At 58.5% G+C, this 12836-nt stretch carries 18 protein-coding genes; 17 read left to right on the top strand and 1 reads right to left on the bottom strand.

All coding sequences use genetic code 11. The annotated features are described in order from the left end of the window. Positions 1–446: 446 nt before the first annotated feature. A complete protein-coding gene (locus CXK96_RS16840; RefSeq protein WP_180981544.1) occupies positions 447–1553 on the bottom strand; it encodes a hypothetical protein in 1107 nt (368 codons plus the stop codon). Positions 1554–2655: 1102 nt separating this feature from the next. Here CXK96_RS16840 and CXK96_RS16845 point away from each other — a divergent pair. The 17 genes from CXK96_RS16845 to CXK96_RS16925 all read left to right on the top strand — a co-directional run bounded on the left by CXK96_RS16845 (position 2656) and on the right by CXK96_RS16925 (position 12794). After that, a complete protein-coding gene (locus CXK96_RS16845) occupies positions 2656–3882 on the top strand; it encodes a tyrosine-type recombinase/integrase (RefSeq protein WP_102837593.1) in 1227 nt (408 codons plus the stop codon). 125 nt (positions 3883–4007) lie between these two features. Further along, the gene (locus CXK96_RS16850) at positions 4008–4982 is read left to right on the top strand and encodes a hypothetical protein (RefSeq protein WP_102837594.1); all 975 of its coding nucleotides are present in this window, start codon (positions 4008–4010) and stop codon (positions 4980–4982) included. Between the two features lie 167 nt (positions 4983–5149). Then, positions 5150–5422, top strand: coding sequence for a helix-turn-helix transcriptional regulator (locus CXK96_RS16855; protein WP_102837595.1), 273 nt, complete (start codon positions 5150–5152; stop codon positions 5420–5422). Continuing rightward, positions 5419–5703, top strand: coding sequence for a hypothetical protein (locus tag CXK96_RS16860; RefSeq protein WP_180981545.1), 285 nt, complete (start codon positions 5419–5421; stop codon positions 5701–5703). Before CXK96_RS16855 ends, CXK96_RS16860 begins: the two co-directional genes overlap by 4 nt. 281 nt (positions 5704–5984) lie before the next feature. Continuing rightward, entirely contained in the window at positions 5985–6152 is a 168-nt protein-coding gene (locus tag CXK96_RS20760) for a hypothetical protein (protein ID WP_180981546.1), read from the top strand. Next, positions 6149–6373 carry a hypothetical protein gene (locus tag CXK96_RS16865; RefSeq protein ID WP_102837596.1) on the top strand — a complete coding sequence of 75 codons (225 nt, stop codon included), beginning with the start codon at positions 6149–6151 and terminating at the stop codon, positions 6371–6373. Before CXK96_RS20760 ends, CXK96_RS16865 begins: the two co-directional genes overlap by 4 nt. After that, entirely contained in the window at positions 6370–6672 is a 303-nt protein-coding gene (locus CXK96_RS16870; protein WP_102837597.1) for a DUF3077 domain-containing protein, read from the top strand. The genes CXK96_RS16865 and CXK96_RS16870 overlap by 4 nt, the downstream gene beginning before the upstream one ends. A gap of 6 nt (positions 6673–6678) precedes the next feature. Next, positions 6679–6927 (top strand): hypothetical protein, encoded by a 249-nt coding sequence (locus CXK96_RS16875; RefSeq protein ID WP_102837598.1) that lies wholly within the window; start codon positions 6679–6681, stop codon positions 6925–6927. After that, positions 6920–7144, top strand: a complete 225-nt coding sequence (locus CXK96_RS16880) for a hypothetical protein (RefSeq protein ID WP_102837599.1) — start codon at positions 6920–6922, stop codon at positions 7142–7144. The genes CXK96_RS16875 and CXK96_RS16880 overlap by 8 nt, the downstream gene beginning before the upstream one ends. Beyond that, the gene (locus CXK96_RS16885) at positions 7141–8025 is read left to right on the top strand and encodes a toprim domain-containing protein (protein WP_102837600.1); all 885 of its coding nucleotides are present in this window, start codon (positions 7141–7143) and stop codon (positions 8023–8025) included. The genes CXK96_RS16880 and CXK96_RS16885 overlap by 4 nt, the downstream gene beginning before the upstream one ends. After that, positions 8018–9541, top strand: a complete 1524-nt coding sequence (locus CXK96_RS16890; protein ID WP_102837601.1) for a DUF3631 domain-containing protein — start codon at positions 8018–8020, stop codon at positions 9539–9541. The genes CXK96_RS16885 and CXK96_RS16890 overlap by 8 nt, the downstream gene beginning before the upstream one ends. Continuing rightward, positions 9541–9840 carry a hypothetical protein gene (locus tag CXK96_RS16895; protein WP_102837602.1) on the top strand — a complete coding sequence of 100 codons (300 nt, stop codon included), beginning with the start codon at positions 9541–9543 and terminating at the stop codon, positions 9838–9840. The genes CXK96_RS16890 and CXK96_RS16895 overlap by 1 nt, the downstream gene beginning before the upstream one ends. A 119-nt stretch (positions 9841–9959) precedes the next feature. Beyond that, a complete protein-coding gene (locus CXK96_RS16900) occupies positions 9960–10256 on the top strand; it encodes a DUF3077 domain-containing protein (protein ID WP_102837603.1) in 297 nt (98 codons plus the stop codon). Then, on the top strand, positions 10253–10537 hold the full coding sequence (locus tag CXK96_RS16905) for a hypothetical protein (RefSeq protein ID WP_102837604.1): 285 nt from the start codon (positions 10253–10255) through the stop codon (positions 10535–10537). Before CXK96_RS16900 ends, CXK96_RS16905 begins: the two co-directional genes overlap by 4 nt. Before the next feature lie 489 nt (positions 10538–11026). Then, positions 11027–11212: a hypothetical protein gene (locus CXK96_RS16910; protein ID WP_102837605.1), complete on the top strand. Its 186-nt coding sequence runs from the start codon at positions 11027–11029 to the stop codon at positions 11210–11212. Positions 11213–11433: 221 nt separating this feature from the next. Next, positions 11434–12291 (top strand): hypothetical protein, encoded by an 858-nt coding sequence (locus CXK96_RS16920; protein ID WP_102837607.1) that lies wholly within the window; start codon positions 11434–11436, stop codon positions 12289–12291. 179 nt (positions 12292–12470) lie between these two features. Then, positions 12471–12794, top strand: coding sequence for a hypothetical protein (locus CXK96_RS16925; RefSeq protein ID WP_102837608.1), 324 nt, complete (start codon positions 12471–12473; stop codon positions 12792–12794). Positions 12795–12836: the final 42 nt, after the last annotated feature.

Genomic DNA, 12836 nt, shown 5'->3' on the forward strand with positions numbered 1-12836 from the left:
CGCCCTCTAGAAGTCTGAGCATCAAATGGGGGCTCCGTAAGGGGCCACGGATTTCCCCTATGCGAAGTGTCCGTGGCAGTCGCATTGACGTTCGGAAAAGTCCTGCGCGGGCGGCGTATCGAATTAGGATCTCCCAAGAGCAATCGGCTTATGAGGCGGACGTGCCGCCCCAACTACGTCAGCATGATGAAACGGCGTACAACCAGCCAACGATTGCTACCTTGATCAACTAGCCATCCCCTAAAGCTGCGCGGAGCAATTCAAGCAGGCCATGTCGAGATCGCACCATTCCTGGACGGAGAAAGCTCATACCTGGGCGCCATGCTGACGTGGGCTCTGAACTCGAACCTCTGGTTTACCAGCATGGCAGTCCGTTCAGGCCATTCTTTGGGTGATCAATAGCCGCGAAAAAAGCCTGCGAAAGCGGGCTTTTTATATTTCTGGTCTTAGCGCTGCGTAACCGTTGCGCTGTTGCCTAGGCCATTTTGAGAAATACTAGCGGTGTTGCCACCAAATCCCTCTCCATAAGTGCCCTGGGTCAGCGTTGCAACGTTGGCGGTACCGGTCTGAGCAATACTGGCGCTATCACCATATATAGCGCTGCCATTTTGAGTCGCCGATATCACGTTTTCCGAACCATTTTGGGCGATATCCAATGTACTGCCGTCACCGTCCTGCATGATGTTGACTTGATTGAATTCACCGTTTGAATAGCCTTTTATGTTATTAGCGCGACCTGACTGGTAGGAGGTCAACTCGTTACCCTCGCCGGTTTGACTGAATTCAATGTTCGCCCAACCACCGATAGCCTCAACGTCGGCCATGTTGCCAGTTCCATCCTGGCTGAGGATCACGCTGCCGCCTGGATAACGGCCGCCATCTTCCTGGTAGACCTTGGCTTCGTTGGATTCACCCGACTGGTCAACTGCTGTGTAAGCCCCGTTCATCAGAGCCGACTGATTCAGATCGATTGTATTTGCGTAACCGGACTGGCTGGTGACGCCAGTTCCTCCGCCGGACTGGTTTACGAGCGCGGTGTTTTCAGATCCAGTTTGACTGGCACTTAGGCTGTTAAACCGTGCGGTCTGCTCGACGTCGAGCTTGTTGAGATTGCCCGTCTGGAGGACTTGGGCGCCGTTGTACTCACCTTCGATTTGTACAACGTACGCATCATTGTCGTTACCAACCTGAGTGACTTCAGTGAACATGCCTCCTTCAACGGATTGCTGCAGCACGTTCTGGCGGTTGCCAACGCCGTCCTGCGACATCGTCGCCGTAGATCCGAATCCCTCCTGACTGGCGAAGGACACGTTAGAGCTGCCTACCTGGGTGCCCTGAAGCATGTGCTCCGAGCCTTCTTGGTAGGCCACGGCGAAGTTGCTATCCCCGTCCTGCTTAATGGATGCAGCCTTTAAATCTCCGCCTGCCGCTTGAGTGACTGTCGCCTCGTTGTTGTTGCCAAGCTGTTCGACATCAGCCGTGCTATTAGCCGCTTGCGCGCTGGAAAGCATGACAAGGGAGATGGCGGCGGCAAGAAGAGATCGTGCAAACATGGGCATCTGAAACCTTAGTGGGTGAGGCCTCGGATTCTTTGACATCTGGGCAGGTATTAGCATGGGCTGAACGATTGGTTTTTAACTACTAAGCCCCTCGTTGAGCACCAAAACCCGTCGGAGCTGCGCGCATTGTGGGATCGACGTCATGCGGCCTGCCCTTACGCTTTATCTTCACCCCACCGACGGAACGAATCGATTATGCAACCGAATCTGAAAGAAGGCTTCAAGGCACATATGGCGTAGCGCCGGCGTCTACTGCCGGCATGGCCATTGGCTTCATCACGCAGATCAGCGCTAAATGAGACCCGTGGTGGAGGACTGCAACAGGCCTAGCCTGCCGATCCTTGTCATTAGAGTCGTTTGGCAAGATCTGCCGAGATAAACGCCAAGGACGAGTGAACTAGCTGCCACACTAATCTCAACGCATCTTGGACGGCCTTGCCCTGTGAGGATAGAGTCTTCCTCCAGAAAAACATCGCTAATTTTGGGCCTGCGCACTCCTGGGTTATCTATATGTAACAGCAACAGCCGAGGGCAACAAAACGGGTTTGTGTGGACGCAAGGGACGCCCAAAGCGGCAGACCTTACTGATCGTACTAGTGTCCACTGCGACCTGTGACCGTGCTGGCTAAGTCGCTGCCCGTAGGCCGCCAGCCGCTAGTCGAATTCAGGTTCGGTGAGAAGGCGGCAGGACGAGCTAGGGGCTGGCTAGGTGTGTCAAAAAAGCGCTGGGCCCCATTTCGTTTTTTGTGCCATAAATAACCACTCTTAGATACCGCTAAGAGCTATAAACTGCAGGCAGCGAGATAAGGTTAAAGCCTGTCAGGACGCCACTTAGAAGCATTTTCGAGCGTCTGCTGCCAATCAAGATTTCTGTACCGCATTGCCCTCCGAAGGCAGGGGTCGTGGGTTCGAATCCCGCCTGGTGCGCCATATAGCTGTTTCGACCTGTCTTTAACAGTCTACGAAACACCCCAAGAAGCCCGCCCCGTGCGGGCTTTCTTGTATCTGGCTGCATATCCCCGTTTACCCCTATACCTTCCCTTCGTGTATGCCTGCTTGTATGCTGGCGAAAAATTCGAACCAGCGGCATACAAGCATGAAGCGCAGCGAGATCAAGCGCCGCCCGATGGCGGATACGACCCTAGCAGGCCTGGAGCCAGATGCAGCGGCTTACAGGGAGCACGATGGCCAAGGGCTGTACTTCCGGGTCAAGCCCAACGGTGGCAAGTCCTGGGAGCTGCGCTACAAGAAGCCGGACGGGAAATGGTCGTGGCTTGGACTTGGCAGCTATCCAGAGGTAAGTGGTGCTGGCGCCAGGCTGAAAGCTGCCGAGCTGCGTGCCGATGCGGCCGATGGGGTCAATCCACTAACCGCAAAACATGCTCGAAAAGCGTCCGCCCTCGAAGCTGCCAACAGCACGTTCGAGGCCTTAGCGCGCGAGTGGATCGAGATCCGCCGCCCGGGCTGGGCAGGCAGCACAGCGACCCGGAACATTGGCGCGCTGGAGCTCCACGTCTTCCCGGTATTCGGCCAGCGCTTGTATGCCAGCATCCTGCCGATCGAATGGATGGAGTTTCTCCAAGGTATGGAACGGCTGGGCATCATTGAACAGATGAGCCGGGTGCGCCGATCCTGCAAAGAGATTTACGACCTCGCCCGCGTCACTGGTCGCGCCGTGCATAACCCGCTGGAAGGGCTGAGCCGCTTTCTTCAATCCAAGCCGGCAGAGAACTATGCGCACGTCACGGCTAATGAGCTGCCCACCCTCTTGCGGGCCATCAACGCCTACCCTCATGCCCATGATCTGCGCCTCGGCCTGCGCCTGCTAATGCTGACCGGCGTGCGTCCAAGTGAGCTCCGCGAAGCTCGGTGGGAAGAGTTCGACCGTAAGGCCGGCTTATGGATGATTCCAGCTGATCGAATGAAGAAGCGTCGCCCGCATACCGTTCCGCTCTCTAGCCAGGCGCTCGAGGCGCTGAATCAGCTGCACCAGCTCACTGGTGCTTATCCGCTGCTATTCCCTGGACGCAATGACCGCACCAAGCCGCGAAGCAATATGGCGTTCAACATGGCCCTACGGCGCATGGGCTATGCCGGTCAGCAGACCGGCCACGGCTTCCGCCACATTGCATCCACGACGCTCCGTGAAAACGGTTTCCCGAAAGAACACGTAGAGGCCCAGCTATCGCACGTAGAAGACGGCGTCGCTGGGGTTTACAACAAAGCGATATATGTCGAGCAGCGCCGCACGATGATGCAGTGGTATGCCGATCATCTAGATTCCCTAGCAATCAATAGTGCGGTGGCAAGGTTGGAAGACTGATCGAGACAGAGATAGACTGACTACTGGTTAAATAGTCAGTAGCCAGTTTGCCAGCATAGTCCGACGGGACGAAAATCGGGTTACCCACCCGCCGGCTGGCAACCTTTTGGGTGGCCCGGGGTGGCATGGAAAAACATACGCAGTACACATCTCTAGAGTGGGCCTGCAGAGCCCTCAAAGCGGAAAACCCGGCTCTGCTCTCGCAGCTAGCCAAGCAGATGGTTTCCATTATTGACCCTGACTGCGTCTTCAATCCGGAAACTATTAGGGTTATTGATCCAAGTAGGCCGGAAGCCGACTTGCCAATCACCTATGGGGATCTTTCCAGCTATCTAGATGCTGCTACCGGCAGATATGTACCGGTTCTGTTCGAGACGTCGCGGTTCACTATGGAGTCCCAGCATGTTCGAGTGAACGTCGAATGGCTTGGCCGGCAAGCCAGCAGAGCGCGGGAATCATTGGGCCTGATAGAGCTAGTTCAGGCCCCGGTCGTTAACGAAGTTGTATCGCTCGCATATCGGCAGAACGCTTCAGTTCCAGAGCCGATCGAACAACCGCCTCAGATGACAGCTGACGGGCTGGATCATCTCCACTCCCTTCTCGCTTTCAAAAACGATCAGCGAAGGGCGCAAGAGGCCGCCGGTAAGGAAGCGATTGCGCGTCAGGCAACCGAAGCAAAGGTGCTCGAATTACAAGCCCTGCTCGTTTCCAAAGAAGCGGAGAACCGAATTTTGAGGCAGCAGCTCGAGGAAGCCAGCGATGTCAAAAGCGATCTACGTCGCGGGCTGGCAGATCTTCAGCAGGACGTTGAGTATCTAAACGCTCAGATTGATAACGTCGCTGGCCTAGTGGCGTTTATGAACCCTACAAATCCGCTATCCCCGCCGGTAGGGCGGGAAGCAGTCATGTTCTGGTGCGAGGCGACTAGTAACGGCCAGATAGACCCTACCAAAGCGACTGGCCGCGGGGTCGGCCCACAAACAGAAGATTGGTGGAAAAAACGACACGGCACCCCGCCCAGCCTCAACGTGAAGCAAGCTTTAAAAACGGTTTGCACCCCCGCCTGCCGAAAAAAAGGGGGGCTTGTCTCAAAGACTTAAGATGAACAGGGCCCCCCGTTTGGGTACTTGAGCTGCTTGGCTTTACGGGCTTGAGTTCACGTTAACGCTTCAAACCCCACCCCCCGTTTTCTGTAAGGGGGGGTCCTGTTCAGTGGATAACCCCAACGCCAATCTTTTCCCGTCTTCACCAATAACGGGATACAGATATGGACAACATCCAACCGATCAAGGCCGCCAGCAACGCTGCCAGCCTTCTACAGTTCGACCCCTCCGCCACCATCATTCGCATGCCGGAGCTGGCGGCCATTACCGGCCTTGCGCGACCAACCATCTACAAGCGCTTGAAAGATGACCCAGCATTTCCAAAGCCCGTACCGCTGAGCAACAGCAAGGCACGTGGCGCCCCTGTCGGCTGGGTGCTGGCTGAGGTGCAAGCATGGGTGAGACAGCGGATCGCACTTCGGGGAGAAGCAGCATGAAAAAGGCCGCCCCGGCGAAGGATAGCGGCCTGCAAAACATGCCAGCCGATTATAGCCAGCCCCAGTTTCAAGACCATGAACAATTCATCCTCGATCAGTTGCTACCTCTGATCGTCGGCTACGCGCGCACCAGCGGAGCGCAGAGCGAAGTGGTGGCGCTGTGTTCGTTCATGAGCTTATCGACGGTGCTGCAAGCGAAAGGGATGGACCGCGCCACATTGGTGGCCGCGATTGATGCCTCACGCCTGCAGATGCATGACGCGCCGGAGGGACTGCAATGAAGACGCTTGCCACCCCTCGCCGCTGGATGTATCGTTCGACGGTCGCTGCAAATTCAGCGACCGGGCGTAGGAACCCGAGAATTAGTAGGCGCAACAGCGCCCAGATCACCACTGCCGGCGTTTTTTTTCGTCCGCAGTTCTGTGTTATGGCGGCTGTGTGTGGGCAGGCTTCGGCCTGGTCGGGTGCCTACTATCCCGATATTCCTACCCCGCACACAGCTGCCACCCAATCCCGTAGGAAGGACGGTGGCGGCTCCGATCGCAAAGTAGGAGCTCCACCCATGCGCACCACCCTCAGCATCAATCCGTCCAAATCTCACGCTGCAGCTTGGAAGGCCCGCGCCTTCGCCGCCCTGCGCGCTAATTCGTCTCTGTCCGTTCGCCTTCGTCGATACAACGCAGCGATGGCTCGTGCTCGCCAACTGGCGGCTATGGAGGTGGCGCAATGATGGCGTTAAACAGCCTTGCTACCGAGCTCGGCAACCGGCTGCAAAGCGCAGCTTATGGACTGGAAACCCTCGGCAATTTGCTTGGCGCTGATGGCTCCGAGCACTTGCTTAGCGATGCCGACATGAGCGGACTGGCCCATGCGGTATGCGCCTTGGCCGGCTACGTTCAGGCCGCTGGCTTAGAGCTATTTGAAGCTGCCGAAATGGAGAGCGAACAATGAGCAATCAGGCTATCAAGACCGCCGAAGGCTTTCAGTTCCACAGCTCCGGGTGGGTCGAGAAAAGGCAGTCTCTTTTCACTGTGACGCCCGGCGTGGACATTGCCGACGCCCTGCAAAGCGCGTCCGATCTGCTGAGCACAATCGAAGACAGCATCTATGCCGCCGCGATGGGCGAGCGGCCGCTAGAAGGCAACGCCGCATGGCTGGTAAAGCACTCCCTCGAGTCTGCCAAGGCCGTGGTTGATTCGCTGATGGACGCCATGCAACCCCAAGCCGGCGAACAGCCCGCCAAGGAGTAACCCAACATGAAAATTCAAAACGGCGCCTGTGCGCTGACGGGATCGGCTTGCCTGGAAAAAGGCATAACCCTGACATTCACCGGCTCGCAACTAGAACTGCTTCACGCCGCTGGCGAAGCTTATCGGCGCCTCTTCGAGATCAGGGGTACCGCCCCGGAATGGCCCAAAGCTCACACCGATTGGCAGCACCTGGCTGAAATGGTGGCTGTCGCAGCTATCCACATGCTGGAAGTTATGGAGGCGCGCCATGACTGATCGCATCGTTCCGCTTACTCGTCCCAAGCGCCAAGGCACAGAGCAAGCTCATATTGACCAGGCAAGCTATGTCCTGCTGGTCGAAACCCTGATCGGCTTTCTCGAGCTCTGCATTAAAGAAGGAGACCACTGCCGGCACTTCTCCGAGCTTGAACGCTTAACCAACCAACTCCAGCGCCTCGCCGATCGGCACACGCCGCCGAAGGGGGTCGCATGAACGCAGCCCCTGAGACTCAATTTCGGGACGCCCTGCAGGCCACGTTCGGCCCGCTCGACTGGCTACCTGAACCAGATGGATCAATCCACCGATTCAAAGTGCCAGGCGATAAGCCGGGGGCGCTGAACGGCTGGTACGTGTTGTTTCTTGATGGCATCGCATCCGGTGCGTTCGGTAGCTGGAAGGACACCGGCACCTGGCACAACTGGAGTAGCCGCAAGCCGGCTGATTACCTTGAGGCGGATCTGATTCGCCAGCGTATCGAGCACGCCAAGAGCCAGCGGGAAGCTGATCAGGCGCGCCGCCAAGCGGCCGCAGCTAACTATGCGTCCCGGCTTTGGAGTGATGCGCGGCCGGCATGTGAAGACCATCCCTACCTTGCGGCCAAGCACGTAGGTGCTTACCGCCTGCGCCAATTGGGTGATGTCCTGCTTGTTCCTCTCTATGTCGATGGCGCGCTGTGCAATCTGCAGCGGATCAGCGCGGACGGGACCAAGCGGTTCCTTTCTGGCGGTCGCGTCAGGGGCGCCTACTCGCCTATCGGTGCGCTTGGGCCGGGGCTGCCCCTGTACGTGTGCGAGGGCTGGGCTACAGGCGCCACCATCCACGGGCAAACAGGCGCTGCGGTCGCCTGTGCAATGAACGCGGGCAACCTAAAGCCAGTCGCTCAAGCACTTCGCGCCAGGCACGGCTCCGCCCTCCAGATCGTGATTGCGGGTGACGACGACCGGCAGACCGAAGGCAACCCCGGCCGGACGGCAGCAACCGCTGCGGCCATCGCTATCGGCGCCGACGTTGCTTTCCCAGAGTGGCCAGAAGGCGCACCGATCGAACTCACGGATTTCAATGATCTGCAGAGATGGAGCGCCGCCCATGAATGACGGAAATGTCGTTGCCTTAAATACTAAGAAGCCCATCGATGAGGCAATCAAGCGGCTGACTAAAGATGCCGGCGCGCTTTACGAACCTACCGTGCTCGCTGAGCTGAAGCGCGTCCGCGCAAAGGATCCATCAGCGTGGGCACGCCTGCGCAATCAGGTAAAGGAAACCAAGGCCCTATCCATGGTGGACTTCGACCGGCTCACGGCTCAGGACGACGAGGACAAGGCCTCGGTTGGCGGAGGGATCTTCCCAGAGGTTACCCCTTGGTCATCGCCAGTCGATGGTGCCGAGCTGCTCGACGAGATCAGCCACGCGATCAAGCGGCACGTGATCGCCGACCCCGCAACGATCCAAGCCGCAGCTCTGTGGGCCACGTTCACATGGTTGATCGACTCGGTACAGGTCGCACCGATCGCCAACATCACCGCCCCGGAAAAGCGGTGCGGTAAATCGATCATGCTCACCACACTGGGCAACCTCGTGAACCGGAAGCTGCAGGTATCGAACATCGCATCGGCCGCGCTCTTCCGCTCTATTGAGCTTTGGTCACCGACGCTGCTTATCGATGAAGTGGATGCGTTCCTGCGGGACAACGAAGAGGCGCGAGGCATCCTAAACGCCGGCTTCACACGTGACAGCGCCGTGGTCATTCGCTGCGTTGGCGATGACCACATGCCCACGCCGTTTCGTGTTTGGGGTGCCAAAGCCCTATGCGGAATCGGCAAGATCGCCGACACGCTGGCCGACCGCAGCATCCCATTGCGGCTACGCCGACGCCTCCCAGGTGAGCAGGTAGAAGTCTTGCGTCATTCGGACCCTGGCCTGTGGGCCAACCTTCGAGCCCGGATGATGCGGTTCGCTCAGGACAACGCCGAACAGATCGGAAGGTCACGACCGGAGACCATCAAGGGACTCAACGACCGCGCCAATGACTGCTGGGAACCCTTGCTCGCCATCGCTGAGGCGGCCGCCGGGGAATGGCCAACCATCGCTCGGCAGGCAGCGAGAAACCTGCACGACGTCGAGGACGATTCACCAAGCGTCGGCGTCGAGCTGCTCACCGACATCAAGACCGTGTTCGATGCCAAGCATGCAGCGAAGGTTTTCAGCGCTGCCCTGCTGGAGGCCCTCGTGGAAGACGAGGAAGCGCCATGGGTGACCTGGAACCGCGGCAAGCCGATGAGCCCCCGTCAGCTTTCGACAAAGCTTGGCGAGTTCGGGATCAAGTCGAAGGACATTCGGATCGGGGCAATCAATAAAAAAGGCTACGAGCGAAGCGACTTCCTAGAGGCCTGGGACCGTTACCTCTCCGCCATACCCTCCCTTGCATCCGCGACAACGCGACACCCCAGCAATGACGCGGGTTGTAGCGATATTACATCCGCGACACGGGGCGGCTCTGTCGCGGATAAAAAAACGCTGAAAGCCACGGATGACGCGGGTTGTCGCGCTGTCGCGGATAGAGAGGCGGTACCGCTGGAAGGTACTGCCGGTGACGACGAGGAGCTTTTCTGATGGCTGCCATCGACTATCTCAAAGACCACGGATTCGACGCCAAGGTAAGAGGCAACAGGCTAGTGGTCTCGCCGTCCAGCAAGCTGACCAAGGAGCAGCGTCACTACATCAAGCTGCACCGCCTCGAGCTCATGGCTGAGATCGCAGCGAATGACGGCGAGGCACGCCGCACCTGTTGGACTGCAGTTATTACCGGCCATGGCCCCCGCCAAATGATTTTTGATCGTCCGGTTACCCGTGCCGAAGCCCTGGTTGATGCCAGTGGCCGGGGATGCTGGCCTGACGTGGAGGTGCGCTAGCCGACGAAGCGCCTCAAGACAACCGACACCAATACGACAACCCATGCACATCTTGCGGACATCCGGTCGCCCTAGGGAGGGAGACGGCCCGATCGGTCCGCAGCTCAAGGAGTAACACCATGAACGCAGTAGCAAAACAGATCGACTCGCGCACCACTGTAGTTACCTTTCTGGCCTATGAAGGCCGAGGAGATGGAGTCGGGCCGAAAGACCTTCTCGCCGTCCGCCCTGGCGTGCCACTTGCGATGGCGCTCGAGCAGGCATCCAACCTGCTGTCGATGATTATCGAGCCGATACTAGAGGCCGGCGATGGTCACCCGCTGGAAGGGAGCCGGGCTTACCTGATCCACCATGCTCTAGAGTCGGCCAAGGCCATCGTCGATGCCGTGAGAGACGGCGCGGAGGCGGCGCAATGAACAGCATATCTACGTGGGAAAAGGTTCACGGGTTCTTCCGGTACTACACGCTGGACAACGATAAGGTACAGATCATGCCGTTCGGGAAAATGGGCCCATTCCCTACGGCTGAGCAGATGGAGGACGCGGCCGACAAGATCGCTGCAGCATTCCCCGGCGCCGCGATTGTTGCGCATACCTGCTGCCTGGATTCCGATTTGACCTCCGAGGCAGAGCTCGCGTCTGCTCACGCCCAGAGCCTCGATCGGCTCCGATTGATGATAGGGCAGACAGCCCGCTGATCGCAGCCACTTACCAGACCCCGCCTCCGTGCGGGGTTTTTCTTTATTGGTGAAGCACTCCGCCATAGAGATCCTAGATCTCCGCGACACCCTTCGGCCATATCGCCGCCCCTCACCTGCTTCCCTTCGCGAAGACCGGCGCGCCTGCCATCGGCAGATCCTGTCGTGACCCTCAACCAGTTCAGCTAAGCGAACGGTGCAACTCGCGCCAGCCAAACTACTGGATGCCCATACAGCAAAAGGCTTGCATAAAGCCAGATTAGGTCTAATATGCCCTTATTAGCTACATGTAATCTTTATTTACGTGAGGTGCCAGATGAGCACTGTAGAGAGAGCGAGAGGCCGTCAGCAACGCCCGAACCAAACCGAGTTGGTGGCCGCTTGGTCGCGTATTCGCGATGCGGCAGACAAGGGCAGCATCCCAGCTAGCGCCCTCCTCATCGCACTGGCTGAAAACAAGCCGTTCGTAAGTTGCCGGGAATTCTTTGCATGACAACGCACAAGCAGCAGCTGGCGAAGCATCGTGCCGATATGCAGCGGCTGATCGACGCCAAGGGTCTCCGGATCGAAACGCTTCCTTCCGGGCGAATTCGAGTCTCCGGGCCTGGCGCAGATATGCACGTCGTCGATCTGGCTTACCTAAATAGCTTCGATCTGCTGCCGGCCAAGCAATGACGAAGCTCAACACTGTGGATCGAGCCCAGCGGCCGTATCGCTGCCACCGAGGCCTCCCTCCTAAATTTCACGCTCGCCTCAAGCACGAAGGCCGGACTTTGGCAGTGCTCCAGGGCGACACCCCGGAAGAAGCCATGGGCCGCGCCGAGCAGCTCGTCGAAGCGTTTTCCCTCAATCGCAGCGCCGTCTCGATCGAAGACGCCTGACCAAGGAGACACACCATGTTCGGACTGAAACTACTCAGCGAGCCCCAAGAGCGAACCTTTGAGGATCAGCTTGCCGAAGCGCACGCGCTCGCTGACTCCCTGCGAAGCGATATCGAAGCCGCAACGAACGACAGCACCGCCGCCAGTAAGCGACCTATCAGCGGGATGCACGATGAGCTCCGCGCCACCGAAGGCGAAATCGAGCGACTCGGGCGAGCGATTGCACAGCGCGACAACCTGCTGAACTGGAAGGCTGCGCGAGATAGTGCTGACACAGACATTAAGGCAGCCAAGAAAGAGATGGACGCTGCAGGCAAAGCCCTGGCTGTGCTCGATGCCGACTATGAAAAGGCGAGCGCCAAGCTGACCAAGTTGCGATCCGCGACCGAGGCAGAGCTAGCCACAGCTCAGCAAAGCGAGAACCAAGCCGCAGAGGCCTACGCAACAGCAATGGCACGAGGCAGCGAGACTGAAGAGGCCGCCGCCCTGGAGACGCTGAATCGTCTTTCCGAAGCGCTTGAGCAGATCCAGCGCAAAACCGCCCGCCAGAGCGTCGTGCTCCAAGCGCTGCAAAACCAGGTCGACGCCATCGACCAGAAGCGTGCCGTTGAGCGGCAGCGCTTTGAGAGCGCTCGCGAGCGCCGACTGCTAGCCGTACGCCACAAGCTCGGCACACGGTGGGATGCAATGGCAAGCGAGATGGCGGAGCTGGCCGCTCAGATCGTCGCCGTGGACTGGGCTGTAAGCCGCAGCTCCCGGGCGATGGATGATCTGCACATTCCCGTTACTGCTAAAGACGGCGGTGCGCCCATTACTGGCCGAAAAGTTCGAGATTCCAGCAGCGCAATTGATGTCGATGCGCTGCGCCCCTGAGTAGTACCTGCAAGGCGCCCAGTCGGCCAGTGGCGTAGTAACCCCGACAACCGGCACGCCTTTTTCCATTTGGAGTTTCCGAGGCGGTGGCCGGCACTAGGCGCAAACGGGCCGATACCCGCAGTGCCTTTTCATTCCCCTTCGCTGCGAAGCGCTCGCAGCCCATCGGAGTATTTGAAATGACCCATACCACTAATTCCAAAGAGCTCATGATCGGCGACCTCTCCGTCATCGTCCGTGAGCTAACCGTGCTCCAGGTTCGAACTTGGCTCGCAGATATGCAGAAGCCTGACCCAGCACCGCGCGATCTGGTTGATGAGGGCTTTTTTGAAGAGTGCTCGGTGGCAGACATTTGCCGCATGAGCTCGATAACGACCGACCAGATCAACGCGCTGCGGCCTTCCCAAGTGCGCCAGGTGATCGCGCTCTGCAAGGAGCTGAACCCTGATTTTTTCGGGTTCCGGGGGCGTCTGGGCTGGGCTCCTCTGGAAGCACAAGGCTGAAAGAACTGGATCGCTGTATCGCCGCCATGGTGCAACTGGGGC

It is taken from the genome of Stutzerimonas stutzeri, assembly GCF_002890895.1.
Lineage (GTDB): Bacteria > Pseudomonadota > Gammaproteobacteria > Pseudomonadales > Pseudomonadaceae > Stutzerimonas > Stutzerimonas stutzeri_AB.

What these genes read in the sequence shown, in the direction of transcription:
- CXK96_RS16860 (WP_180981545.1), top strand. Translation starts at nt 5,419, where the DNA reads ATGAAAAAGGCCGCCCCGGCGAAGGATAGCGGCCTGCAAAACATGCCA.
- CXK96_RS16920 (WP_102837607.1), top strand. Translation starts at nt 11,434, where the DNA reads ATGTTCGGACTGAAACTACTCAGCGAGCCCCAAGAGCGAACCTTTGAG.
- CXK96_RS16900 (WP_102837603.1), top strand. Translation starts at nt 9,960, where the DNA reads ATGAACGCAGTAGCAAAACAGATCGACTCGCGCACCACTGTAGTTACC.
- CXK96_RS16880 (WP_102837599.1), top strand. Translation starts at nt 6,920, where the DNA reads ATGACTGATCGCATCGTTCCGCTTACTCGTCCCAAGCGCCAAGGCACA.
- CXK96_RS16865 (WP_102837596.1), top strand. Translation starts at nt 6,149, where the DNA reads ATGATGGCGTTAAACAGCCTTGCTACCGAGCTCGGCAACCGGCTGCAA.
- CXK96_RS16895 (WP_102837602.1), top strand. Translation starts at nt 9,541, where the DNA reads ATGGCTGCCATCGACTATCTCAAAGACCACGGATTCGACGCCAAGGTA.
- CXK96_RS16855 (WP_102837595.1), top strand. Translation starts at nt 5,150, where the DNA reads ATGGACAACATCCAACCGATCAAGGCCGCCAGCAACGCTGCCAGCCTT.
- CXK96_RS16925 (WP_102837608.1), top strand. Translation starts at nt 12,471, where the DNA reads ATGACCCATACCACTAATTCCAAAGAGCTCATGATCGGCGACCTCTCC.
- CXK96_RS16910 (WP_102837605.1), top strand. Translation starts at nt 11,027, where the DNA reads ATGACAACGCACAAGCAGCAGCTGGCGAAGCATCGTGCCGATATGCAG.
- CXK96_RS16845 (WP_102837593.1), top strand. Translation starts at nt 2,656, where the DNA reads ATGAAGCGCAGCGAGATCAAGCGCCGCCCGATGGCGGATACGACCCTA.
- CXK96_RS16885 (WP_102837600.1), top strand. Translation starts at nt 7,141, where the DNA reads ATGAACGCAGCCCCTGAGACTCAATTTCGGGACGCCCTGCAGGCCACG.
- CXK96_RS16875 (WP_102837598.1), top strand. Translation starts at nt 6,679, where the DNA reads ATGAAAATTCAAAACGGCGCCTGTGCGCTGACGGGATCGGCTTGCCTG.
- CXK96_RS16850 (WP_102837594.1), top strand. Translation starts at nt 4,008, where the DNA reads ATGGAAAAACATACGCAGTACACATCTCTAGAGTGGGCCTGCAGAGCC.
- CXK96_RS20760 (WP_180981546.1), top strand. Translation starts at nt 5,985, where the DNA reads ATGCGCACCACCCTCAGCATCAATCCGTCCAAATCTCACGCTGCAGCT.
- CXK96_RS16840 (WP_180981544.1), bottom strand. Translation starts at nt 1,553, where the DNA reads ATGTTTGCACGATCTCTTCTTGCCGCCGCCATCTCCCTTGTCATGCTT.
- CXK96_RS16870 (WP_102837597.1), top strand. Translation starts at nt 6,370, where the DNA reads ATGAGCAATCAGGCTATCAAGACCGCCGAAGGCTTTCAGTTCCACAGC.
- CXK96_RS16905 (WP_102837604.1), top strand. Translation starts at nt 10,253, where the DNA reads ATGAACAGCATATCTACGTGGGAAAAGGTTCACGGGTTCTTCCGGTAC.
- CXK96_RS16890 (WP_102837601.1), top strand. Translation starts at nt 8,018, where the DNA reads ATGAATGACGGAAATGTCGTTGCCTTAAATACTAAGAAGCCCATCGAT.